The following is a 24,067-nucleotide window of genomic DNA, read 5'->3' as shown; positions in this document are numbered from 1 at the left end:
CGGTGAAAATGAAGTGGCTGCTGTCAGTTGGGGAATTTGCGAGTGCTGATAAGTTTGGGTCCGTCGATGGCTGGACGGGGTTTGTTTTGCCTTGAATCAAGGGGGAATGGTGCTCGATGCTTCAGCCTTCACTTGGTTGCGGCCCTCTTCCTTGGCCTCGTACATCGCTTGGTCAGCCCGGGCGACCAGGCTCTTGCGACTGTTGCCGCGTCGCCAGGAGGCCACGCCAATGCTAATGGTTACCCCGCCCAGCTTGCCCAGGTCCAATGCCTCGGCGCTCTGCCTGAGACGTTCGGCGAGATGTAAGCCCCCGATGAGGTCGCAATCGCTGGCCAGCACCAAAAACTCCTCGCCGCCCCAGCGGCCCAGGTTGTCGGTGGGACGTAGAATGTTCTGCAGAACACTGGATAGCGTCATTAGCACTTGATCGCCTGCCTCATGACCGTAGGTGTCGTTAAAGTGCTTGAAGTGATCAATGTCGAACAGTAGTACTGAGAAGGGCCTGTCATGGCGCTCGGCATCGTTGAGCTCTGCGTCGAGCGCTTGCTCCATGCGGTAGCGGTTCCAGGTACCGGTCAGGCCATCATTGTAGGCCATGTTCTTGAGCTGCCGGTTGGCCTGATGAAGTTTTTCATTGAGCTGGGAGATCTCATGGCTGGCGGTCAGGACGGCCAAGTTCTTAGCGAGATCGCCGATGGATCGGCACTCGATAGCGCGCCAGACGCGGCTGCGGCCCCTGACTTCCTCCTGCCATTGGGTAAAGGAGCGGCGTGGCGTCATGACCAGTTGCCCGTTCCTGACCATGGGCGTGTCCTCGGGCTCGCCTGCCCAGCGCCTGCTGTATCGATGCTCGCGGCGAAACAGCATCAACCAGTGGGTTGTCTCAGTGGGCAGGGCCATAGCGAGCAAGCCGCAGAGATCGCCTTCCTGCCAGGGCGCCAGCGCTGTCTTTGCTAGTGTCTGAGTGTGCCAGGGGGTGTCGTGACGCTGGTGGCGGCTCAGCCAGTCGGCCATGGCGACCAGGTTCTCCTCGGTCGGCAGGGCGCCCAGGCCGCTGCTCTTATTCCCTGTGACCAGGGCGATACCACTGGCTTCCAGCAGCTCTAGCCATTGTCCACCGTGAGCCTGGATCAGGCTTTCCGGACCGAGAAGGCGCCCACTCTCATCGGATAGAATCTCGTTGCTGTCGTGGATGCCGTGAAGGAGACGGGTGTCGGCTCGAGTGCGCAATACCATCAGCCGCTGCATGGCGATTTGAACCAGGGCGCACAGCGCATCACGTAGGTCAGCCTCCAGTGGCCTGGGTTCCAGACCGTGACAGGCCAGCAGGCCCCAGAGTTTCCCCTGCTCGTGCATAGCTATCGACAAAGAGGCGCCGACCCCCATGTTGGTGAGGTACTCCTGATGTATCGGCGCGACGGCACGTAGCACCCCCCGGGACATATCCAGTGGTGCCCTCTCCTCTGGGCTACAGGGCGGCACCAAGGGAACCGCTGGTGCCAAGGCATCTGGAATGCTACGCACCCTGTTCATGTCGTAGAGTCGGCGCACCTGGGCGGGAATGTCACTGGCCGGAAAGTAATGATCGAGATAGCTCTCTGCTACGGGCAGGCGGGTCTCTGCGATCACGCGGCCGTTCCAATTCTCGTCGAAACGGTAGACCATCACCCGCTCATGGCCGGCCCACTCCTGTATCCTTCGCGTCAGGGTATCAAGAAGGGTATCGATGTCATCGATTTTCCCCACTTCGACCAGCCAGTCGTTCACCTGATCCAGCAGGCGATGCCCATCCGGGCACATCTGGTATTCCAGTTCCACGACGAAAGCATCGTCGCCACTGGGGTAGGCCACCACATGGTAGCGGCGTCGTTTGCCCTCCACGTCGCCCTGGGCGGTGGCGGTGAGAACGGAAGCAGAGTTGTCCTGCTTCACCAGTTCAGTTTCCAGAAGATCCATCAACTCGTCGCCCAGTATTTCCCTGGGGTGGCCAACCAGGACATCCGTAACGCTGATACCTAGGTAATCCTCGATATTGGCACTGACCTGGCGAATCCGGCCCATGTCAGCATCCAGGCTCACCAGGCAGCCCATCGGCTGGATGGCACCAGGGATATGCACCGGTTCACTTGCACAAGCCTCAAGGGCGGCAGCGATTTCGGCATCACTGTAATGGGTGTTGGGCATAGGCGAGCTACAGTTAATAGGTTTAGGCGTTGGCCAGGGCGCGGGATCCGGTCGCGAGGCATCTAAACTCCGACTGAATTTGTCAAAGGCCTATTGGGCCATGTTGGCAGCGGCGGTCTCAGTTTGTCGAGCGCGCTTCTTGATTATTTCCGTGGGAATGCCATGCAGGCGCTCTTTTCTTTTGCGTAGGGGCATTCCAAAGTACCATGCCATTGGGTTCTGGTATATCAGTCATGCTGAAGCTTTATGTAAATTGAACGAACATATGTTTACGAATAGTAATTGAAAATACATAGATGCGACGATTAAGCCCTAATAGGCAAAGTCTCTTAACGTGGTATTTTTTACAATTGGACTTCGCTAGATCTACAAAGTTAATGAGTATTAGCGTATTGATACATTAAGTCTTGCTTAAAGACAGCTCCTGGCCGGATAACGACGGCCCTCCTCAGGCCGTCGTTAGTCCTTATTAAACTTCCATCTGCTCAGCCATGTCCAAGGGCATCATCTACCTCTATCCCAAGGTATCTGACGGGGCTTTCCGGCTTCGTATGACCCAAGAGTAGCTGTACCGCTCTCAAGTTTTTCGTACGACGGTATATCAACGATGCTTTGGTGCGCCACATCGCGTACCATCGATGGATGCATCTAAACCAATTTCGCTAACCTAGGCTTTCACGATACGAGCATACTGTCTAATACCTGCTAGCGGTAACATCTGCCAGAAAATCAATCGACAGGTCGGAGGAGAAATGAATAAGGCGAAAAATATTTCTGATTTAATAGGGCGTGCTGTTTATGGAATCATCTGCTTGAGCTTGGGCGTTATAAGTCTCACAATGATAGGTGTTGCCTTATGGGATATATGGCTCTCGGCACATGAAAGAACCTTGCTTGTTGCATCCCTTCTTAATGCTATCGGCTTGATCGTAATTGGAATGGCTGTCTTTGATGTGTCAAAGTTCTTGTTGGAGGAAGAGGTTTTTAGTAGTAGCTCTACAAAGTCGCCTGCAAAACAGAGAGAGGCTTTGTTAAAATTTCTCGTAATAATAGCTATTGCTATAAGTCTAGAATCCTTGGTGTTCGTGTTTGACGCCGGGACAAAAGATATTACTAAATTGATCTACCCTACTTTTTTGTTGATTTCAGCCGTTTTGGTGGTGGTCGGTCTTGGTGTCTATCAGAGGTTGACTCGTGATGATGATAAATAGGTGAATGAAAAACCGGTTTTTCGTCGTTTTATATGGACTTTTCCTGATCCGACAGATGGCCCACTTGACTGCCAATCAGGTCGATCTTCATCAAACGTCGAAGAGCCTGTTTTTGGTGAATTATGTGGTTATCAACCTGGGTTTTATCCTTGTGGGAGAACTCGTTGCCTAGACTGACTACAACTATCCAGATCTTATAATAGGTGCCGTGGTGGGTGTTATTGTAATTAACAGTGTCAGGCGAATTTTTCTATCAAAATTTAAATGTTAATGTATCGACGCTTGGGTAATTGACTGCCCAGGCTTCGATAAACTGTGAAAAGGTTTTAGCGTATATGCGAAGGTGACCAAAGTCCGAGTTTGGCTGAATGAAGAACGTTAGGCTATACTGCAGGAGTAGACAACGACCCAAAGCCGGCCTTCCGAAAAATTCAGTTGTTGAGCTCATCGGTATTATGCAGTCGGCATGATGCTTATTGTTATGTGTGTCAACCATGCTTGATATACTGATTTTACAAATGGGCGGCTTCATTGTATGCAGTATTGCAGTATTATAAGGGCACGTAGAGATGTTTGTCCAACCATAGGAATTGTTAGGAGGTGAGGAGGTGTTTCATGCGTCATTTGGACTACGGTGCAATCAATTAAATCACGAAGAATGCCCCGAAAAAGCTACATTAATTTTATCGTTTTTATCTGGAGTGTCTGATGTTTGTTGTTAAAAATAACACGAATTTGTCCTCAAGGTGAAAGATGAATCACGAGTCACAAGGGTTACAGGAACAAAACGATGGAACTTATCGTAGATGCCATCATGTCTGAGTTTTCGGATTTTAACGATTTTAGTGAGTTCATCGTTGTTGTGATTCGATTACTGTTCGCTGCACTTCTGGGGGGTGTGCTTGGGCTTGAACGAGAACGGCGTGGCAAGGCCGCTGGAATACGTACCCATATGTTGGTTTGCATGGGGGCTGCTCTGTTTATATTTATTCCGCAGCAAGCGGGTATCTCGGATTCGGAGATGAGTCGAGTCATTCAGGGGGTAATTACCGGCATCGGCTTTCTGTGTGCTGGAACCATCATCACCGGCGAGGATGACCAAGGTGTTACAGGGCTTACCACGGCGGCTGGTATTTGGTTCACGGCAGCCATAGGGGTAGCCGTTGGTCTGGGCCGCGAGCAGACTGCGGTGTTGTGTACGGTTCTAGCTTGGGTGGTACTGTATGTGGTGCCTTTCTTTACTCGCTTGATACGCAATGACCCCTCATAATGCTGAGCACCAAAAAATTAAATTCTTTTCAGCGCTTCGGCCTTGAACTCATCGGAATAGCGGTTGCGCTTTTGCTTGCTCATCGTGGATCACCTCATAAGCGGATTGTACTCGCTTAACACGGTGTCCAGAATCAGCGGGTCGGATCAAGGGCGAGAGCTACCGGCTGAAGGACAAGCGGCGAGCGGGACTGGTGACTACCCCTACGACGAAGGAGAACAACGCCTCGCACGAACCTGACTCTGTATCGATGAAAGAGCAATGACAAAAACCGGACAATCTAAGTGATGAAATGGGGGTGCGGCGTTTTTCTTGGACTCTTTCATGCTGTGATCCCTAGGCTTTCTCGGTATTCGAGAGGGCGCAAGGACAAGCCCTGCGGTGACAACCCGATCGGAGATGGAGTTCGCCGGACGATCGACATAGCTAAGGACTGACCTAAGGTCACTTTTGGGGTGCAAGGGATCAGGGATGCGTGTCGCCGCCAAATGCGGCACCATCAAGAAGATGGAAGACAACCCAGTGAAAATGAAAACGCTGCTGCTGAAATACGAAAAGGGCAAGGCCAGCATCCTTGCCAAGGTCGAGCACCCGTTTCATGTCATCAAGAACCTCTTCGGCTACCGGAAGGTTCGCTACAAGGGGCTGGCCAAGAACCAGGTGCAGTTGTTCACCCTGTTCGGCTTGGCCAACCTGGTGCTTGCAACACGATGCCAGGGCAAAAGGCCACCGTCGTGGTCAGAAAGTGACCGTTGACGCGGTGAATGTGCCGTCATGATCGCTTCAGCCGCTCAGAGACGAATTGATCAGCAGTTTCTTAGGGAAACACTGATTCATTCCGCCGTGGGCGGCGCCGATCGTGCACGTCTGGGATAATACGCGGGTGTTCGGACCGCCGGCGGCGATCGAAGCGCAGTACCATCAACCACTTCAGGGGTCCGTTCTTGCAGCGTGATCCAAACCAACGGGACTCCGGGAAACCCGGGGCGGTTCATGCGCGGTCATACCGGTGATGCCATAGCGCCGTGCCAGTTCTGGGTTACTCCCGCTGGACGGTGCCTCCTGAAGCTATCGCCCGACCTGGGGCGTGGTGCGCGTTCGAATGACTCGTACTCGCCATGATGTCATCCCTGCGTTAGGTTGTCAGAAACGATAGGCAAGCAGTGTCCCGTCCAGTGGTGTAAGAGCGGTGAGGTTCTCCTTCGTTGTTGCGAGTGCGGCGACTGCAACGCTAACGAAGGCCCACGGTGGCTTCACCACCCTCGATCTGCACCACTTCCAGGGACGTCCGGATCCGGAGGAGAATGGAACGTTGCGAACTTGGGTCTAGTTCTGATTAAGGCTAATGTGGCACGGTTATTGCAGCCGGAACCCGGCCATCCGATTCCTGCGAGGGGCACAAGCATGTCAGCAAGACAACAAGTCACGGAACTGCTGAGCAGCGCTGACGTCGAGGTAGGCGGCGAGCGGCCCTGGGATCCCCAGGTCTACGACGAGCGGTTGTACCAGCGCGTTCTGGCCGAGGGGACGCTCGGCGCCGGGGAGGCCTACATGGACGGCTGGTGGGACACCGAGCGGCTCGACGAGTTGTTCTTCCGGATGCTCCGGGCCAGCCTGAACCGCAAGGTGCGCACGCCGGCTATGCTCGGGCGGGTATTGCTGAGCTGGCTCGGGAATGAGCAGAGTCGATGGCGCTCGCGGCGGGTCGCGGAGCAGCACTATAATCTTTCGAACCGGCTCTACGAGGCGATGCTCGGGCCGACCATGCAGTACACTTGCGCCTATTACGGCCCCGACGGGGCCGACGCGCCCCTGGATGAGGCCCAGCGTGCGAAGCTGGAGCTCATTGCGCGCAAGCTGCACCTGGAACCGGGCATGCGTGTGCTTGAGCTGGGCGGAGGGTTCGGCGAACTGGCCCGGTTTCTGGCCGCGGAGCACGGATGCGAGGTGACCAGCTACAACATCAGCAGCGAGCAGGTGGAGTACGCGAGAGGGCTTTGCGAAGGCCTGCCGGTCGACGTTCGGCAGCAGGACTACCGCGAGGCGGCCAATGATTGCCGGCAATACGACCGTGTCCTGAGTGTCGGCCTGATGGAACACGTCGGGCCGAAGAACTTTCGCGCCTTCTTCGAACTGGCCCGGGCCCGCTTGAAGCCCGGTGGCCTGGCGCTGGTCCACACCATCGGCGGCAACATCAGCCACGGCGGCACCGACCGCTGGATCGCGAAATACATTTTCCCTGGCGGCGTGATCCCGGCCGAGGCTCAGCTCACCCGGGCCAAGGAAGGTCTGTTCGTGCTCGAGGACTGGCACAACTTCGGCCCGGACTACGACCGCACACTGATGGGCTGGTACGACAATTTCGTCGCCGCCTGGCCGGATCTGCAACAAAGCGAAGGGCTGGACGAGCGCTTCTACCGGATGTGGCGCTATTACCTGTTGAGCTGTGCCGGCGCCTTTCGGGCGCGCCATCTGAATCTCTGGCAGCTCGTACTCAGCCACGGCGATCTGCCGCGCTATGTGTCAGTCCGATGAGTAAAGCCGCCTGGGACGCCCACCGCGCCCGCGTGGAGGCGATGGCCGCGGCGCTGGCCGAGTCCGACGGGCCGGTACGCCTTAGAAAGCCCACCAGCAACTTGTTCAGGCCGCGCGAGAATGCCTGCCGGACCGGGATCGACGTGGGATCGCTCAACCACGTCATCGAGATCGACGTCGAGGCCTGCGTCGCCGAGGTCGAGGGCATGACGACTTATGCCGACCTGGTCGATGCAACTCTGTCGCATGGCTTGGCCCCGGCCATTGTGCCGGAACTCAAGAGCATCACGGTCGGCGGCGCGACCACCGGGATCGGCATTGAGTCGGGCGCGTTCCGCTACGGCCTGGTGCACGACATGGTGCAAGAGCTCGACGTTCTGGTCGCCGACGGCCGCGTGTTGACCTGTTCGCGCGAGCAGCGCCCGGAACTGTTTTACGGCTTTCCGAACTCCTACGGTAGCCTCGGTTACACCACGCGGGTCCGCGTCCGCCTGATTCCGGTGCAGCCTTATGTCCGGCTCGAGCACACCCGTTTCCGCGAGCCCGAAGAACTGTTCGCCGCGATCGGCGAGGAATGCGCGCAACCGACCTGCGCTTTTCTCGATGGCGTGTACTTCGCACCCGACGATTTCGTGCTGACCCGCGCGCATTTCATCGTATCGCTGCCAGCGGGCACCGAGGCCAGCGACTACACCTGGCTCCACCAGTACTGGCGGAGCCTGCGCGAGCAACGCGAGGATTATCTGAGCATCCACGACTACCTCTGGCGCTGGGACACCGACTGGTTCTGGTGCAGCAGGAATGTCGGCGCCCATCTCATGCCGGTGCGGCTGCTTCTCGGACGCAAGCGCCTGTCGAGCGTCACTTACCAGAAGATCATGCGCTCCAGCCGGCGCTGGCCGCTGAGCCTGCTCCAGTCCATTCGGCCGCGCACCGAGGCGGTGATCCAGGACGTCGACATCCCGATCGCCAACGCCGCGGCGTTTCTGGAAGATTTCGAGGCCGAAATCGGCATCCGCCCGGTGTGGATCTGCCCGTTTGTCGTTCCCGGCGCCGGGTTCTCGTTGTTCCAGCTGCGTACCGATACCCCGTACATCAACTTCGGTTTCTGGGACATGGTCCGCTCCAGCGAGCCCGACGGTCACTACAATGCCCGGGTCGAGGAGCTGGTCGCGAAGCACGGCGGCAAGAAGAGCCTGTACTCGCGCAGTACCTACGACGAGACGACGTTCTGGCAGAACTACGACCGCCCGGCCTATGAGGCCCTCAAGCGCGAATGCGATCCCGACGGGCGCTTTCCGGGACTCTATGAAAAAGCGGTCAAACTGGGCTAAGACCGGTTGTCTCCGTGCGGAAAATGCTTGTCCACCCCTGGCTTGTTGCGCGCCAGGAAATCGGGGGAGACCGGGACGATCGCGATCGACTGTGAATGCCCCGTCGCGCGTGAGCGCATAACCCGACTGAAGGATTCGATCTAACCGCTTCAGGAAACCATGCGTTTGGCAACGAGGCCGTCCATGATTGTACTCACCGGCGAAACCGACTAATACCTCTGGATCGCCGAGGACCACGACGCGGACGTCTTCTACAATCTAGGAGAGGTCTCCACAATCCCTCGCCAGTGGCGCCGGCTCTCCCGTTGACGTCGCTTCACTGCCACGAGTGCTGCGCCGCCCTTGTTCACGCACTCCAGGAGAGATCCAATGTACCTGTCTTACGTGCGAGCGATACTGATCGGCACCGGCCTCTGCACCGCCGGGGCCACCCTCGCGGAGACGCCAGCGTCTCCGGCGTCGACGGTTCAGGAGGTTGAGGCTGAGGAGCTTTTCCCTCTGGTCCCCAGTGAAAGCACGTTCGAGGTGGTGGACGGAGACGGCGAGGGACGGCAGGTCGTGATGGAACTGAGTTCAGCAGACAGTGAAGGCCGCTGGGAAGTTCGATTTGGCGACTACAACATCCTCCATCTATCCAAGCTCCGGGATGGCAGCGTGCTGCTCACCGGTCTGGACGTGCTCACGCAAGGCCAGACCGTGCAATACGAGCCGCCCGTGGTACTGCTGCCCAACAGGATCGTGCCCGACAGGACATGGAGCACCTCTGGCAGGGCTACGGTCGTTAACATAGAGACGCGAGAGGTCGAACATACGGGTGAGTACCAGCACCGAGTCATGCCCATCACTCGAGAGCCGTATGTGACTCCGGCGGGTGATTACGAAGGTTTCCTGGTGCCGCTCGAGCAGACCATCGATCTTGAGGCTCAGGCGGTGATCCGGTTGTCGCTCGATCTCGGCTTCTTCCCCGGCAAAGGTCTGGTGAAACGTTCGATGAAGTTCGTCATCGACAAACCCTTGTTTTTCGGCTCAACCACACGGCGCACAGCAGAGCTCACCCGTTAGGGCCAGGTTTTGGGAGATCAGTCAGGAATTACCAGCCATTCATCACAGGCTGTAGGGGTGTCTTCTGAAGCACCCGGACGATTGGCTTAGATTTTCTCGCTCTCCCGTCAGCAGGTGGAAAAAATACCTTCCTGATTACGCATACGGTTCAGCTATTTTCAGGAACCGGTACGGCATCGGTGGGGTTCTCACCGCCACCGTGAGAAAGCGCGGGATCATGGTCTTGAGGTCATAGCGCCGATTGAAAAGGCTGAGCCCTTGAGCGTCGAATTCGACTGAAAGGCGTACCAGCGAGGATGACAAGGAATCTCCCATCATGACGCAAGATCGGCTGTTTCCCGCCTCCGCCATGCCGGACAGGGACTGGTGGCATACGCTTTGGCCGAACCCTGACAGAGTGGTCAGGGCCTTGCGCATCGGACAGGGGATGACGGTCATTGATCTCGGCTGTGGCGATGGTTATTTCACTGCAGCTATCGCCCGGCAAGTCCTCGGCCAGCAGCGAGGCCCAAAGACCGAAATGCGCATGTCGCCGGAACAAACCCGCACGATGGTCGAGCCGGCGGGCTTCAAGCTGGAGACGCGTGTCGAGCTGCCTCCCTACCACTATGGGGCAATTTTCATTCGTATAACGGCATAATTATGGCGCTTATCGTTTCAGGCTCGGTTACGTAGAGGCATGGTGCCGACCTTACCTGGGCGTCGTAGTGTGGTGTCTGACCTTAGTAGGGTTTCCTGTTTGGGTCACAATATAAAGAAAACCAAGGTTTGTTTGCGAAGGGGCGCACCAACCAACACAGTAGTTGATACCGACGGAATGGTCCGCTTTTGGTCGAAAGAAGCCAGCATGCCTTTAAAGGAATGAAAACTTGCGGCCTCTAAGGTGCATACTGGTCGAGAGTGGGTAGCCCCCAAACGGTACACGCACCAGCTTCGGCGGCAAGCTACCTGCCGGACTGCATCGGATGGATGATGGGGCGAGCGACCTCCTGTCGATCGCCCACGATTTTCCGTCCGGTTCGCGGATTTACGTTATTGCCAGGTATCGCTGGCTTTCCTGCTGTTCGTCCTTGAGCTTGAAGCTGCCGACCAGTTCCGCCAGGCGGTCGGCTTGCTCGCGCAGTTGTTCGGCGGCGGAGGTGGATTCTTCCGCCAGCGAGGCGTTCTGCTGCGTCATGCGGTCGAGCTCTGCCACGGCAACGTTGACCTGGCCGATGCCATCGCTCTGTTCGGTGGTGGCGTGGCTGATTTCTCCGAGCATGCCGGCCACGCGGTTTACCACTTCGACGAGCTCGTTCATGGCGTTGCCGGCGTCGCGTACTAACTGGGTGCCCCCTTGGACTTTCTTGTCCGAAGCGTCGATCAAGCCGCGGATATCCTGTGAGGCTTGGGCGCTGCGCGTGGCCAGTTGACGAACCTCGTTCGCCACCACCGCGAAGCCCTTGCCGCTCTCGCCGGCGCGGGCGGCTTCCACCGAGGCGTTGAGCGCCAGCAGGTTGGTCTGGAAGGCGATGTCATCCATGACCTTGATGATGTCGCCGATCCGCTCGGAGGCGTGCTGGATGTCACCCATCGTCGTGACCACATCAGTGACCGTGTCGCCGGTGCCCTGGGCTAGCTCGGCGGCGGATTGCGAGAGGTTGCTCGCTTCGCGAGAGGAGGCCGAGGTGTTTTCCACCGTGCCGGTGATCTGCTCGATCGAGGCTGAGGTCTGCTGCAGGCTGGACGCCGCCTGGTCGGTGCGTCGCGACATGTCCTGCCCGCCACTGGCGATCTCCTGGGCTGCGTGGCGAACGGCGTCACTGCTGCCCCTGACCTGGGCAAGCACGTCATGCATCTTGTCCGCGAAGGCGTTGAACTGGATGGCGAGTTCGCTCGCTTCGTCCTTGCCTTGAACGGGGAGCCGCAGTGTCAGGTCACCATCGCCATCGGCAATCTCGCCCATGGCTTCCGCGGTGCGTCGAATCGGGCGGAACAGGGCGCGCAGCAGCAGCGCGAAGACCACGAGGCTTGCCAGCATGATCGCGGCCACGAGCAGCATCACCAGAAACACCGCTCGGTTGAGGTCGGCGAACAGTTCGCCGCGCGGTATCTGTGCAAAGGCAACCCAATCGGTGCCGGGCACCTCGATGGCGGCGGCCAGCTGCTCGTTGCCCTCTTGGTCGGTGAGGGTGGTGTAGCGATAGCCTTCCCCGGACAACAGCTCGGCGGCCTGGGTCTCCCATCCGGGCAGGTCCGCTACTGACTGGCCGGCCATGGAGGCGCCCTCGGGGTGTACGCTGATGGTTCCGTCCTGGCTGGCCAGAAATACCGAGCCGGTGTCGCCGAGTTGATAGTTGTTGATGGTGTCGACCATGGTGTCCAGGGTATAGCCGACCCCGGCGACGCCCACGCGTTCGCCTTTCATCTCGACCACGTGATTGATGAAAACCTTCAGTTCCCCGCCTTCGGAATCGACATCGAAGGCGTAATCGGCATCGTTGGCCTCGTCGACCATGTCGTAGAACCACTGGTCTTCCTCACGGTCCAGTGTCCGCTCGACGCCATTCGCCGTGTAGTAGTTGCCGCTGAGTGCCGAGACGAAGAAGACGGTGTTGGCCCCGGTGCGTTGCTGCAGCCGTTCGAAGTGCTCCACGGCGCGCTCGCTACCTTCCTGCGATTCCCCTTCGGCCAGCCACTCGTGCAGATAGCCGTTGTTCGCCAGGCTCTGGGCGGTGGTGATCGGCCCGGTCAGGGTGGCGTTGATGTCATTACGAATGCTTTCGAGCGTGGTCGGCAATTCCTCTTGGGTGACTCGGTCGGTGATCAGGTCGCTGAACAGGCGATACTGAATGGCCGTGGCCCCGCCGACGATCAGGATCATGCAGAGGCTGATGGCGATCATCAGCTTTTGGGCAATGGTTAGATTCTTCACTTTTCCCCCTGGTTCGCGCTCTATCAGAGCGCCTACGTTGTTGTTGACTACTTGGTCAACATGTATCGGCGGGATGCAGAAAATCTGTAGGCAACGCACGGTATCGGATGTGCAGTGTCGCTTGAGGCGGTGCGAGTCGCGCTGATCGCGGCGGGTGTCGCAACGAAGACAATCCCCTGCGCGTCGGCGCTTACCATGGCGACAAATTTCAACAACAGGTGGAATCCTCCATGGTCTATACCGCAGCCATCGTGCTGAGCCTCATCGGCTATTTCATTATCGGCAACCTGGCCGGTCGCCGGGTCAAACATCTCGACGACTATCTGGTCGCCGGCCGCAACGCGCCCACCCTGATGATCCTCGGCACCCTGGTCGCCAGCTATCTGAGCACCAGCGCCTTTCTGGGCGAGACAGGTTTCGCTTACCAGGGCTACCCCTTCGTCATGCTGATCTTCGCCGCCATCAGCACCGCCGGCTGCCTGCTCGGCGCACTGGTGTTCGGCCGCTACCTGCGCCGTAGCGAAGCGCTGACGGTGCCCGAGTTCTTCGGCAAACGCTTCGCCTCGAAGCGAGTGCAGATGATCGCCGGACTCACCACTATCGTCGGGCTGGGTGCCTATCTGCTGGGCGTCATGCAGGGGGCCGGCATCATGTTCGAGGAGCTCACCGGGCTGCCCTACTGGACGGGGCTGGTGCTGGTGTGGGTTACCTATACGGGTTTCATTCTCTACTCCGGCTCCCAGGGCGTGGTGTTGACCGATACGGTGATGTTCGTGATCTTCTCCATCGCTGCGGTGGGCGGTTCGCTCTATATCATCAGCGATCTCGGCGGCTGGTCGGGAGTGATCGAAGGGCTTCTGGCGCAGAGCGACAAGCCCGGTATCGCGCTGTGGCACGGTGTCATCGAGGGTGAGGGTGCCACCTTCTCCTCGCCCGGCGAGGCGCTCGTCTGGGGACTGACGCTGGGGCTGGTGTGGGCCACGGTGCTGGCGGCCAGTCCCTGGCAGTCGAGCCGCTATCTGATGGCGCGCAACGAACACGTGGTGATGCGCTCAGCCATGCTCACCGCCGTGGTGCTGGCGATCTTCTACGCGCTGATGATGATGACCGGCGCGGCGATCAACCTCTACGACCCGACCCTCGACGGCGAGCGCGCCATGGTGTGGGCGGCACTCAATGTGTTGCCGGGCTGGCTCGGGGTGATCATTCTCACCGGGGTGTTCGCCGCCGGTCTCTCTTCCTGCTCGACCTTTCTGTCGATCATCGGCTTCAGCCTCGCTCACGACATTCTGCCTGCCTCGCGCGGCGAGCGCGGCGCCATGCGGGCGAGCCGTATCGGCGTGCTGGCGGCCGGGTTGGTAGCGTTGTTGCTGGCGCTCTTTCAGCCGCCGGCGGTCATGGCGGTGGTGTGGTTCGCCGCCACGCTGTTCGCCTCCTCCTGGGGACCGGTGGCGCTGATGAGCATCTGGAGCCGTCGGATTACCGCCGCGGGAGCCGGCTGGGGGCTGGGGGTCGGCTTCGTCGGCAATTTGATCCTGTCGCTGATGGAGCAAGCCGAGTGGATCTCGCTGCCGGTCTATCTCCACCCGGTGTTACTGAGCGCCCTGGCGGCGCTGGTGGCGATCGTGATCGCCTCGATGCTGACCCGCGTCAGCCAGGCCGAGCGTGATTACCGCGCCTTCCTGCACCGCAGCCCCGTGCGAGACGAGCGCAGCTGGGCTGCGGTAACCCGACGGGTGGCGGTGGGCACGATGGTGACCGGTGTCGCGGTAGGGGGCTTTCTGTGGTGGCAGTATGCCGGGTCCCTGTCGGCGCTGGCAGCGCGCTACGGGGTCGCTGAAGGCACGGTCACCGGCGCCTATCTGTTGGCAGCGGGCTGCGGCACCATGCTGGTGATCGCCGGCGCCGTGGGCTGCTGGTTGGTCCGGACGCGCCGCAGCGAAGCCGGCAGCGCTCAATTGGCAGAGTCCTGAGAAGTGCGCTGGCGCTGGTGGTCGAGCATCACCAGCGCTAGCTGCCTGTCATCATTCGCTGTACCTGCCATATTGCCGGACACCTCCGTTGCCCGATTGACGCAGGCCAAGCCAGGCATTGATGAAGAGGGTAAGCAGGATCACCGAGCCGCCGAGCAGGGTCGCCTGTGGTGGCTGTTCACCCAGCCACCACCAGACCCACAGGGTGCCCAGCACGGTTTCCACCAGATAAAACAGGGCGACCTCGGCCGAAGGCAGATAGCGGGTCGCACTGTTGATCAGTGCGGTGGCCAGTGGCATCTGCAACAGGCCCATCAGGGCGAGTACGCCATAGCTTTGCGGGGTGAGTGCCAGTGGCGTCGCCATCGGCAGGGCAACCAATGCCGATATACCTCCGCCGATGGCAATGAGTGGAATCCTGTCGAGATCGGGGTGCCGGCGCAGCAGGGTCAGGTTGCCGCCGACGGCTGCCGCTGCGATCAGTGCATAGAGATCCCCGACCAGCCCATCGCCACTCAGGGATCCCGAGAAGACCAGTAGCATGCCGAACATGGCCAGGGCAATCGCCAGCCAGGTTCTCAACGCCACCGGTTCATGCAGGAAACAACGCGTGAAGAGGGCAGCAAAGAGTGGTGCGGCGCTCAGGATGACGACCACATTCGCCACCTTGGTGTTCATGACGGCGAGTACGAACAGGGTGGACGTCACACCCAACAGTATCGCAGAGACCGACGATATCCCCAGGTGACCGCGCAATGTCGCCAACCGACGTCCTCCCAGGCACAGCAGGCCGAGAGATAGCCCCATCAGGCCGCCTCGCCAGAAAATGATGTTCCAGCCATCCGTGGCCGCCAGGCGAACCAACAAGCTGTCGACGCTGAGGACAGTGACGCCGGCAGCGGCCATGAGCAGGCCCCGTCCGTGGTCGTTAAAAGAGAAGGACATCCAGTGTGCTCCTGATTGCAGGGATAACATGATCATCCGGTGAACGGCATACCGACACGGCCAATGGATAGCCGATAGTGAAATCACCAACTCAGGCCAGCATAGGCAGTGGTGGAAAGGGCAAGAGGTTATTGACTTTGTGCCTGCCATGATACCGAGGGGGGACTGGCAGGCTGTTCTTTTCACGCCATATCGAACGGTTGGAGCGACACGCGGTTGATGTCCCGATACGCAGGTATGGCAGCAGCTTGTAAGAGATCGCTTACATCACGCGTAGCAGATCTCTTGCAGAAAAGTGACGATGGTATGACTACGCTGAAAGTGTGACTTCATTGGTACGTCTCAGCGGTTTGAGCCAGCGTGTTGTTCCCCTTATAGAGAAGTGTCGTTTACCCCGGTACCTTACCGGGGTTTTTCTTTTCGGTCTCAACCACGAATCAACCGTGCGCCGGGCGGCACGTCGTGGCGCAGCCGTGAACAATCGCCAGGCGGCGGCTGCTGGCCGGGTGGAGTATCCGGGTACCAGATCCGGCACTCTCCGGGTGGAGGCATATGTCCTTCGGGCACACCCCCGTGACCTCGTTGTTCGTGATGCCTGTCCCGGTCAACGCCATATACGGCGCATCCGCTCAGACCGGCCAGTATCATGACGGCGACTACCTTACCGGCTTCAGAGGGAATCGTTTCAATGTATCGCCTCATGTCGACTTACTCCGCGGTTGCACTTTGCCTGTCGATATCGCCCTGATTGCCGTGGTGGTAGACATGCATATCCTGTTGAGGGAAGGGAATACGAATACCTTCTCGATCAAAGCGACGCTTGATCTCTTCGGTCATTCCCCAATAGACATCCCAGTAATCTGCGGCGGTCACCCAGGGGCGTACGATCCAGTCCACACTGGAGTCATTCAGCGCGCTGATGCGAATGTTCGGTGCGGGATCCTCCAGGACCCGGGAATCGTCGGCCACTACGCTCTCGAGCACGCGTCGCACGGTATCGATGTCGTCGTCGTAGCTGACTCCCACCACGAGATCGACACGCCGGGTCGCGTGGGTGGAGTAGTTGGTAATGGCGCCCGACAGCATCTGGCCGTTGGGCACGATGATTCGCCTGTTATCCGGTGTGTTGAGCTCGGTATTGAAGGTTTGTACCTCATCGACGGTACCGGATACGCCACCGGCCTCGACGTAATCGCCGACCTTGTAGGGTCGGAACAGTACTACCATCACCCCGGCGGCGAAGTTGGCCAGTGCGCCTTGCAGCGCCAGACCGACCGCCAGGCCGGCGGCACCGATCACGGCAATCAACGAGGTCGTCTGAATGCCGATCTGGCTGATCGCGGCCAGCACGACCGCAAACATCAGCACCACATAGAAGATATTGCCGATGAACGTCACGATCAGTGGGTCGGTTTCTGCTCGCTTCATCGCCTTGACGGTGAGTTGGTGCAGTAACTTCGCAATCCAGCGCCCTACCACGAAGATGGCAATCGCGGCGATGAGGTTGATCGCGAAGCCCGTGCCCTGTACCTGCAGGAACTCTGTGACTGTGTCGAAATCCATGTCGTCTGCGCCTTGGTGGAAGGTATGTTGGAAACCGTTGGCTCGGGACCTGACCTATGTCGGTGATCACCCGCCCACGGCCTGTCTACCTTCGATACTTTAGCACTCCCTTGATCCCCTGGCCTGGTCGTGCCGGCGATCAATACCTTCGGTCCTGACAGCGCCTATCGTGGCTCCCTTGAAGGACCGGTGCACGAGCCTCGGTTTCTCGAACTGATCGTGGCCACTCTGGGCAAAGGACAGGGACCATGCAGCTAGTACGCAGACTGTCCTTTTATGTGCGCTTGAAGCTGGGCGGCAAGTTGCTGTGTCGCTTCAGTGGGGCGCCCGGGGCTACGATGTAGCGTGATTTCCGTCGTCTGCAGCTCGGGCAATCCTTCGTCCACGCCGATAATGCGAAGATCCGGACCGATCATGGAGGGTGTCAGCACCGTTACGGCCAGCCCCGCCCGAACTGCAGCGGAAAGTCCTGACAGGCTGGCGCTGGCATAGGCAATCCGCCAGGCGATTCCAGCCGCTTCAAGTGCCATGATGGCGCGCTCTCTGAAAATGCACACCCCTTCCTTCGATACCGCCAGCGGTAATGGTGAGCGGTGATGGGTATCGTATCCGGACGCACTGGCCCATACCATCGGCTCGCGACACAGCACCTCACCACCGGGGCTATTGGGCTGGCGAGTCGCAATGGCCAGGTCCAGAGCGCCAGCCTGTACGTCCTGGACCAGATCGACACTCAAGCCGCATCTGACCTCCAGTTCAACGCCGGGAAAGCGTGCCTCGAATTCCGATAGTGCCTCGGGCAGATAGACCACGTAATCGTCAGGTATGCCGAGTCGTACCACACCATCAAGACGCTGCTCATGTACGTCCTGCCAGGCCAAGGCATTCTGGCGCAGCATCTGCCGGGCATGGGCCAGGAGACGCTCACCGGATGGCGTAGGCGTAGCGACCTTTTGTCCTCGCTGCAGCAGCGGACAGTCGAAGGTTGCTTCCAGACGCTTCATGTGGGCACTGACGGTGGACTGCGCCATATGCAACTGTTCGGCCGCTGCGGTGAATCCACCCTGGTCCACCACGCTGACGAACGTCTTGAGCACGACAAGATCCAGTGGTCTGGGGATATGAGAACTGGTCATCACGTTTCTTGATGGCTCCATCGAAATACTTCGTTTCCATGATGCTGAAATGTTCCCCAAGATACCCGCCACTGAAGCATTTCGGTTCATCTACGGGGGGTACAGAATGAGGAGTTCTCACAGTGTTATCGGACTTCTCGCGGGTCTCTTGACAGTCATCCTGTGGGGGAGTCTACCGGTACTTCGCAATCTGGTACATCTACCTCCCATGTTGACAGCGGCCATCGCGATGTCGTCGGCCGCTGGCTTTGCACAGGTACTCGAGCGGTGGATGCACGAACGCAAGTCGCCAGTGCCGTTTCGTGACTGGCGGTTCTGGGTCATGGGCGTGGGTGGTCTGACCGGTGCGCTCTATTGCTATTTTCTGGCACTGGGTGAGGGCGATCCGGCCAGGGTCACGCTGGTGACCTATACGTGGCCCTTGGGTTTCGTATTGGTCGCCGACCGACTGGCAGGCCGGGGGCTGAGAATGCGAACGCTGCTGGGCGCGCTGGTCGCCTTTTCGGGATTGGCGCCACTGATTCTCTCGTCCGACGAGGGAATATCCACTTCGCCATTGGCTTATAGCGCCGGACTGGCGGCGGGCATGTCGTGGATTCTCTTTTCCCTCTATCTGAAAGACAACAGCCGCTCAGGATTGAAGAACTATAAATATATTTTCGCCTGCGTCGCGGGTACTGCCTTGTTGCTGCATGGTCTGTTCGAAGCGTCGGTTGAGAGGGCAACGTACGTGGACTGGCTGATGGCGGCGTCGATCGGCATTGGCCCCTATGGGTTGGCCTTCATGACGTGGGGGTATGCGTTACTCAGGAGTCCGACCACGCTGCTTGGCATCTTGACCTACTTTGTACCCGTCATTTCTTCACTGTTTCTGGTCGTGGTGGGCCTGGCCTCACCTAACTTGCAGTTGATAGTCGCTGTCGTGGCAGTGCTGGCAAGCGCCGTCATTACCCAAACGTCACTTTCAATGAAGTGGAGGGAATTGAAAGTTTTTCACCATGTTTTCAATGAACCAGGAGTGAACATGTCACGCAAATACGCCGTTTCCACTGAACACGAATCCTCTGTTTCTAACGTTCGTGACAATTTCCCGGCTCTGTATATGCCAGCGATGCCTCCGCTGGGATTTATGGATTGGAGTAGGCAACAGTTAACCAGGCTCCTGACAAAAGCAAAGCGATAAACATGACGTTGCCGCGCCATGCAGCCGCCCTAAAGTGAGAGGGCGGCTTTGACATTGCAGCAGTATGCCTTTCGACGATGGTGCCTCAGCCCCCCATCCCCGCCACAACGATGACCGCCCCATAAGTCGCCACGCCTGCGGCCACTGGCCAGCCAAGCGAGCGTGTGCGATACCAGACGAGCAGGGTGGCAATGGCGCCTATCGCGGTGGCCAGCCATGAGAGGGGCGATGCCGGGTCGCTGGGGACGAGCGATACGCCGAGTACGGCGGTGATCATCAGCGGCCCGAGAATGCTCAGCCATTGGGGCATCGCGTCTATCCTGTCGCTCTCGGCCAGCTTGCGTATGCGTCGGCGCATCCATACCAGTGGCAGGCACCGCATCAGGAACGTACCGATGGCCGTGGCCAGTACGGCGATCCAGAGTTCGCTGCTCATTCTTGCCTCCGGTTGCGGGTATCGAACTGCACGGCGTAGAAGCAGAGAGCGCCGAGAATGGCGGCGAGGGGAATGCCGAGGTTGGTCACGCCGGCCAGTGTGCAGAGCATGGCGGTGACAATGGTGGTGCACAGGGCCAGCGACCACTGCCGGGACGTGAAACGGGGCACGACCAGCACCAGGAATAGGGACGGTAGAGCGAAGGGCATGATCTCGCCCAGCAGCGGCCAGCGACTCGTCAGCCACTCGCCGGCAACGGCGCCTAGTGTCGTGCCGGCAATCCAGCTGCCCCAGGCCAGTAGCGCGGCGCCGGTGAACCAGCCCAGGCGTTGTCTCTCCGCCAATTGCGGCAGGCGACTGTGGGCGAGGGCGAACACTTGATCGGTCAAGCCGTGCATCAGCCAGGGCCAGCAGCGATGGTGTGTCAGCCAGGGGGCCAGGTTGGGGGCGTACACCACGTGGCGGACATTGATCAGCAGCGTCATGACGACGACCAGCCACAAAGGGGCGCCGCCGGTCACCATGCCGACGAACAGGAACTGGGAGGCGCCGGCGTAGATCAGTGTCGAGATCAGCGCGGCTTCCCAAGTGCTGAATCCGGCCTGGACGGTGACCAGGCCGAACGAGATGGCGACCGGGATGTAACCGCCCAACAATGGTATGGCTTCGCGTATGCCCGTCAGCCAGGGGCGGGACAAGTCGGAGGTGGCCTGCAAGTTCATGACGGGGTTCCCTGCCTGGCGTAGACGATGGTGACGAGCAGTGTCACCCACGTCTCATTAGTGCGGTAAAGGTGCGGTTGGTCGGCCGCGAAAGTGAGAGTGTCGCCTGCCGCGAGGGGCGTTGTCGCATCGATCGGCCCCGCCTCCAGCTGGCCGCTGATGATGGTGAGCGATTCCTGGGCGCCCGGCGTGTGCGCCTCGGCATGTCGTTTCGTATGCGGCGCGCAACGCATCCAGTAGACATCGACATGGGGATCCTCCTTGCCCTGATCCAGCAAACGCACCTGAACACCGTCCTCGCCCAGCGGCACGTCATAGATGGGGGCGACCAGGGTGCCGAACGGCACGTTCAGCTGTACCGCCAGCCGCCAGATCGTATCCAGTGTAGGATTGCCGTTGCCCTGTTCCAGTCGCGACAGGTTCGATTTCGCGATGCCGGCGGCGGCGGCCAGCTGCGACAGCGACCAGCCCCGGGCAAGACGCAGCGTCTGCAGGTGCTGCCCCAGGGTGTGGAGCGAGAGTTCATCCATGCCGTTGCTTCCAGAGACGTTCGATATAAAGAACGTTCTATAAAAGGAACGGTCGGAATGTCAATGATTCTCTCGCTATCCCCCCACATTCGCTCGCGTGATCACCTGCGGCGGGGCGTCGAAGGTTTCGGCGCTGGCCATGTTCCAGTAGTGGCGGAAGACCTCATGCCGGGGCGGAACCTCCTCGAGCAGCTCGCCGGGTTCCAGATACGCGAAGAGAGTGTCGTAAGAACGAATTTCATGGCGCGAGACTCGGCGCAGGATGTGTTCCGGCCCGAGCTGGTTGGTGTGCGACAGGCCGGCGGCGGCGAGCATCTCGCTCAGAGCGTTCATGGTATTGCGGTGGAAGTGGTAGACACGCTGGCTCTTGTCGCTCACGTCGAGCTTGCTGCTGCGCTGCGGGTTCTGGGTGGCGACCCCGCTGGGGCAGCGATCGGTGTGGCAACTGCGGGCCTGGATGCAGCCCAGGGCGAACATGTAGCCACGCGCGGCGTTGCACCAATCGGCGCCCAGGGCGATGGTGCGGGCGATGTCGAACGCCGAGATGATCTTGCCGGCGGCGCCGACCTTGATTTCCCGGCGCAGATTGACCCCGACCAGCGTGTTGTGGACCAGCAGCAGCGCTTCGTTGAGCGGCATCCCCAGTCGGTTGATGAATTCCAGCGGCGCGGCCCCGGTACCGCCCTCGCCACCGTCGACGACGACGAAATCCGGATGCTCGCCACTTTTCCGCATCGCTTTCACCACGGCGAACCACTCCCAGGGGTGACCGATCGCCAGCTTGATACCGACCGGTTTGCCGCCGGAGAGTTCGCGTAGGCGGCGAATGAATTCCATCATCTCCATGGGCGTGGCAAAGGCGGTATGGGCGGTGGGGGAGATCACGTCCCGTCCTTCCGGCACGCCGCGCGTCTTCGCGATCTCGGCAGTGACCTTGGCACCGGGCAGGATGCCTCCGTGGCCCGGTTTGGCGCCCTGGGACAGCTTGATCTCGATCATCTTGACCTGATCGAGACCGGCATTCTCGATGAAGCGTTCCTCACTGAAATAGCCATCGTCATCCCGGCAGCCGAAATACGCCGAGCCGATCTCCCAGACCAGATCGCCGCCCCGCCGGTGATAGGGAGAAATCGCGCCTTCGCCTGTGTCATGGTAAAAGCCGCCGGACCGGGCGCCGGTATTCAGGGCGCTGATGGCATTGGCCGATAACGCCCCGAAGCTCATGGCCGATATATTGAAGACATTGGCTGAATAGGGCTGCGCCCGCTGCTCTCCGATCGTGATGCGGAAGTCGTGGTCGTCGATGTGGGCCGGGGTCAGCGATGGATTGATCCACTCATAGCCCTCGGCGTACATGTCATGCAGCGAGCCGAACGGCTTCTTGTCCACCACGTTCTTGGCGCGCTGATAGACCACCGAGCGTTGCTCGCGTGAGTAGGGGCGTTCGTCGGTGTCGGACTGGATGAAATATTGCCGGATTTCCGGGCCGATCGACTCCAGGCTGTAACGGAAATGTGCCAGGATGGGATAGTTACGGCTGACGGTGCGTCGCCGCTGGAGCACGTCATGGGTGCCGAGTACTGCCAGTGGTGCGAACACGAGCAGGCTCCAGGCCCAGGCGCTTCCCGCCCACCAGGCGATGATCGCCGTGACCAGGCCGAGCAGGCTCAGGGCATAGGCGGCATAGCGTGACGGCATGATGGCGAAAAGCGATTTGACGTGCGGCCGGCCGAACGGCTTGGACATGAAGCGGGCTCCTCGAAACGGGGGATCAGGGATCATTGCAGAGGTCGACGTACGGTGATGTCAACTCTGCGTGGCCGGAGCGTGCCAGTCTCAGATCAACGACAGGAACGGCCAGAGTGTCAGCGTCAGAATGACGCCGATCGCCGCCAGGTAGAGCAAGGCGGTCAGCGGATTGTCACGCAATCGTTGCCAGAGGGTGGGGGCTTCACCGCGCGCTTGCAGATCAGCGTACTCATCGCGAACACGTTGACCGAGTTCCTGCTGATAGGCGTCGATGACCTGCCGGGCGGCCTCGTACTGGCTTTCATCCTGCAGCCAGATTGCCGGTAGAGACAGTTGCCAACGCCCGGCGGTAGTCTCGTAGGTGTCGAAGCCGTGCTCATCGAGCAGGCGTCGTACCGCCTCGGCTTCCTCGTCGGGGACATTGCGTAGCTTGAAGAGCAGTACCGCCATGATCGGTCACATTCAGGGAGAGGAGGATTGCATGGCCAGATCCTGTTGGGTGCTGCGGGCGTCGATGCTTTCGGCGAGTATCGAGTCGCGCTGGCAATTGAGGAACTCGGATTGGGCCATCCATTCAGAATCAGGATAGTAGGCAAAGAGGTACTGATCGTCCTTGATGCTGTCGATCAATGGCGCTGCTACGTCCTGGGGCACGGCCGGACAACCCAGGCTGCGTCCCAGGCGACCGTTTTCGTCGATGAACGACTCGCTGACATAGTCGGCGCCGTGCATGACGATGGCGCGCTCATAGGCCAGATCGTTGATACCGTACTCCAGGCCTTCCAGGCGCAGCGAGTAGCCGTTGCTGCCGTCATAACTGTTCATGGTGCGGAACAGTCCCAGACTGGACTGATGGCTGTCGGGCGTGTTGGAAAAGGACATGGCGAGTTCGTCGCCGGTGCCGCGTCCGTGGGAGACCAGTTCTTCGAACAGCAGGCGATCGTTGACCAGATCGAAGACCCACAAGCGCGGTTCGTTTGCGGAACGGGAAAAGTCGATGATGGCCAGTCGCTCGGCATCCGGTTGGGCGCAGTTGAGCGCATTGGTGGCCATTCTCAGCACCTTTGGATCGGCATCCGGGGCCAAACGTTGCAAGGTGGTGGCGTAAGGGGTGGCAAATGAGGGTAAACTGGCAAGTAACAGGGATGTCAAAAGAAGCAAGGGACAAAGTTGGCGAAAAAACAAGCGCAAATCGTATGGTCTGATTGCTTTTGTTATTGGCATCGTAGGGCGCTCCGTTTCCTGCGGTGTCACTTGATCAGCGGCTATTATGACCGTAGAAGGGCGCGAGGCCAATGCCACACAAGGGAACTGTAGGAG

The 24,067-nt window shown here is 59.3% G+C and carries 20 protein-coding genes and 2 pseudogenes; 9 read left to right on the top strand and 13 right to left on the bottom strand.

The genetic code is table 11. From position 1 onward, the window contains the following. Positions 1 to 96 precede the first annotated feature (96 nt). Positions 97 to 2,184 (bottom strand): sensor domain-containing diguanylate cyclase, encoded by a 2,088-nt coding sequence (locus BLW01_RS03540; protein ID WP_092568142.1) that lies wholly within the window; start codon positions 2,182 to 2,184, stop codon positions 97 to 99. A gap of 752 nt (positions 2,185 to 2,936) precedes the next feature. Here BLW01_RS03540 and BLW01_RS18445 point away from each other — a divergent pair. From BLW01_RS18445 to BLW01_RS03505, 6 genes and pseudogenes are all read left to right on the top strand, one after another. Continuing rightward, positions 2,937 to 3,395: a general glycosylation pathway protein gene (locus BLW01_RS18445; protein ID WP_175529757.1), complete on the top strand. Its 459-nt coding sequence runs from the start codon at positions 2,937 to 2,939 to the stop codon at positions 3,393 to 3,395. Positions 3,396 to 4,185: 790 nt separating this feature from the next. Next, entirely contained in the window at positions 4,186 to 4,665 is a 480-nt protein-coding gene (locus tag BLW01_RS03525; RefSeq protein WP_092568141.1) for an MgtC/SapB family protein, read from the top strand. A 441-nt stretch (positions 4,666 to 5,106) separates the two neighbouring features. Continuing rightward, positions 5,107 to 5,421, top strand: a pseudogene (locus BLW01_RS03520) (transposase); the annotation flags it as partial. Between the two features lie 648 nt (positions 5,422 to 6,069). Further along, entirely contained in the window at positions 6,070 to 7,200 is a 1,131-nt protein-coding gene (gene cfa, locus BLW01_RS03515) for a cyclopropane fatty acyl phospholipid synthase (protein WP_092568140.1), read from the top strand. Then, positions 7,197 to 8,534, top strand: coding sequence for an FAD-binding oxidoreductase (locus tag BLW01_RS03510; protein WP_092568139.1), 1,338 nt, complete (start codon positions 7,197 to 7,199; stop codon positions 8,532 to 8,534). The genes cfa and BLW01_RS03510 overlap by 4 nt, the downstream gene beginning before the upstream one ends. Positions 8,535 to 8,903: 369 nt before the next feature. After that, positions 8,904 to 9,596, top strand: a complete 693-nt coding sequence (locus BLW01_RS03505; protein WP_092568138.1) for a hypothetical protein — start codon at positions 8,904 to 8,906, stop codon at positions 9,594 to 9,596. Positions 9,597 to 9,731: 135 nt separating this feature from the next. On the opposite strand, the pseudogene BLW01_RS18315 reads toward BLW01_RS03505, so the two are convergent. Continuing rightward, positions 9,732 to 9,842: pseudogene (locus tag BLW01_RS18315) on the bottom strand (IS1595 family transposase); the annotation flags it as partial. Positions 9,843 to 9,912: 70 nt separating this feature from the next. On the opposite strand from BLW01_RS18315, the gene BLW01_RS03495 reads away from it, so the two are divergent. After that, positions 9,913 to 10,236, top strand: a complete 324-nt coding sequence (locus tag BLW01_RS03495) for a class I SAM-dependent methyltransferase (RefSeq protein ID WP_092568136.1) — start codon at positions 9,913 to 9,915, stop codon at positions 10,234 to 10,236. 387 nt (positions 10,237 to 10,623) lie between these two features. Here the strand turns inward: BLW01_RS03495 and BLW01_RS03490 are convergent, their stop codons facing one another. After that, complete coding sequence (locus BLW01_RS03490) at positions 10,624 to 12,510, bottom strand: methyl-accepting chemotaxis protein (protein WP_092568135.1); 1,887 nt, start codon at positions 12,508 to 12,510, stop codon at positions 10,624 to 10,626. 230 nt (positions 12,511 to 12,740) lie between these two features. Between BLW01_RS03490 and BLW01_RS03485 the strand changes: the two genes are divergently transcribed. Next, complete coding sequence (locus tag BLW01_RS03485; protein ID WP_092568134.1) at positions 12,741 to 14,483, top strand: sodium:solute symporter family protein; 1,743 nt, start codon at positions 12,741 to 12,743, stop codon at positions 14,481 to 14,483. A gap of 51 nt (positions 14,484 to 14,534) precedes the next feature. Here the strand turns inward: BLW01_RS03485 and BLW01_RS03480 are convergent, their stop codons facing one another. From BLW01_RS03480 to BLW01_RS03470, 4 genes are all read right to left on the bottom strand, one after another. Beyond that, a complete protein-coding gene (locus tag BLW01_RS03480) occupies positions 14,535 to 15,428 on the bottom strand; it encodes a DMT family transporter (protein ID WP_092568133.1) in 894 nt (297 codons plus the stop codon). 426 nt (positions 15,429 to 15,854) lie between these two features. Beyond that, the gene (locus BLW01_RS18310; protein ID WP_139243906.1) at positions 15,855 to 16,130 is read right to left on the bottom strand and encodes a hypothetical protein; all 276 of its coding nucleotides are present in this window, start codon (positions 16,128 to 16,130) and stop codon (positions 15,855 to 15,857) included. A 6-nt stretch (positions 16,131 to 16,136) separates the two neighbouring features. Continuing rightward, a complete protein-coding gene (locus BLW01_RS03475) occupies positions 16,137 to 16,991 on the bottom strand; it encodes a mechanosensitive ion channel family protein (RefSeq protein WP_092568132.1) in 855 nt (284 codons plus the stop codon). Between the two features lie 254 nt (positions 16,992 to 17,245). Further along, entirely contained in the window at positions 17,246 to 18,127 is an 882-nt protein-coding gene (locus tag BLW01_RS03470) for a LysR substrate-binding domain-containing protein (protein WP_092568131.1), read from the bottom strand. Between the two features lie 49 nt (positions 18,128 to 18,176). On the opposite strand from BLW01_RS03470, the gene BLW01_RS03465 reads away from it, so the two are divergent. Continuing rightward, on the top strand, positions 18,177 to 19,310 hold the full coding sequence (locus tag BLW01_RS03465) for a DMT family transporter (protein ID WP_092568130.1): 1,134 nt from the start codon (positions 18,177 to 18,179) through the stop codon (positions 19,308 to 19,310). An 85-nt stretch (positions 19,311 to 19,395) separates the two neighbouring features. On the opposite strand, the gene BLW01_RS03460 is transcribed toward BLW01_RS03465, so the two are convergent. From BLW01_RS03460 to BLW01_RS03435, 6 genes are all read right to left on the bottom strand, one after another. Further along, on the bottom strand, positions 19,396 to 19,746 hold the full coding sequence (locus BLW01_RS03460; RefSeq protein WP_092568129.1) for an AzlD domain-containing protein: 351 nt from the start codon (positions 19,744 to 19,746) through the stop codon (positions 19,396 to 19,398). Continuing rightward, positions 19,743 to 20,468, bottom strand: a complete 726-nt coding sequence (locus BLW01_RS03455) for an AzlC family ABC transporter permease (RefSeq protein ID WP_092568128.1) — start codon at positions 20,466 to 20,468, stop codon at positions 19,743 to 19,745. The genes BLW01_RS03460 and BLW01_RS03455 overlap by 4 nt, the downstream gene beginning before the upstream one ends. Beyond that, on the bottom strand, positions 20,465 to 20,998 hold the full coding sequence (locus BLW01_RS03450; protein WP_092568127.1) for a helix-turn-helix domain-containing protein: 534 nt from the start codon (positions 20,996 to 20,998) through the stop codon (positions 20,465 to 20,467). Before BLW01_RS03450 ends, BLW01_RS03455 begins: the two co-directional genes overlap by 4 nt. Positions 20,999 to 21,073: 75 nt before the next feature. Further along, the gene (locus BLW01_RS03445; protein ID WP_229806533.1) at positions 21,074 to 22,744 is read right to left on the bottom strand and encodes an FMN-binding glutamate synthase family protein; all 1,671 of its coding nucleotides are present in this window, start codon (positions 22,742 to 22,744) and stop codon (positions 21,074 to 21,076) included. Positions 22,745 to 22,834: 90 nt separating this feature from the next. Then, positions 22,835 to 23,197, bottom strand: coding sequence for a DUF6164 family protein (locus BLW01_RS03440; RefSeq protein ID WP_092568126.1), 363 nt, complete (start codon positions 23,195 to 23,197; stop codon positions 22,835 to 22,837). A 12-nt stretch (positions 23,198 to 23,209) separates the two neighbouring features. Then, complete coding sequence (locus BLW01_RS03435; protein ID WP_092568125.1) at positions 23,210 to 23,971, bottom strand: murein L,D-transpeptidase catalytic domain family protein; 762 nt, start codon at positions 23,969 to 23,971, stop codon at positions 23,210 to 23,212. Positions 23,972 to 24,067 lie beyond the last annotated feature (96 nt).

The organism is Aidingimonas halophila (assembly GCF_900106955.1).
Classification (GTDB): domain Bacteria; phylum Pseudomonadota; class Gammaproteobacteria; order Pseudomonadales; family Halomonadaceae; genus Aidingimonas; species Aidingimonas halophila.
The sequence above is the reverse complement of the archived record's forward strand: the minus strand, read 5'-3'. Positions and strand labels throughout refer to the sequence as shown.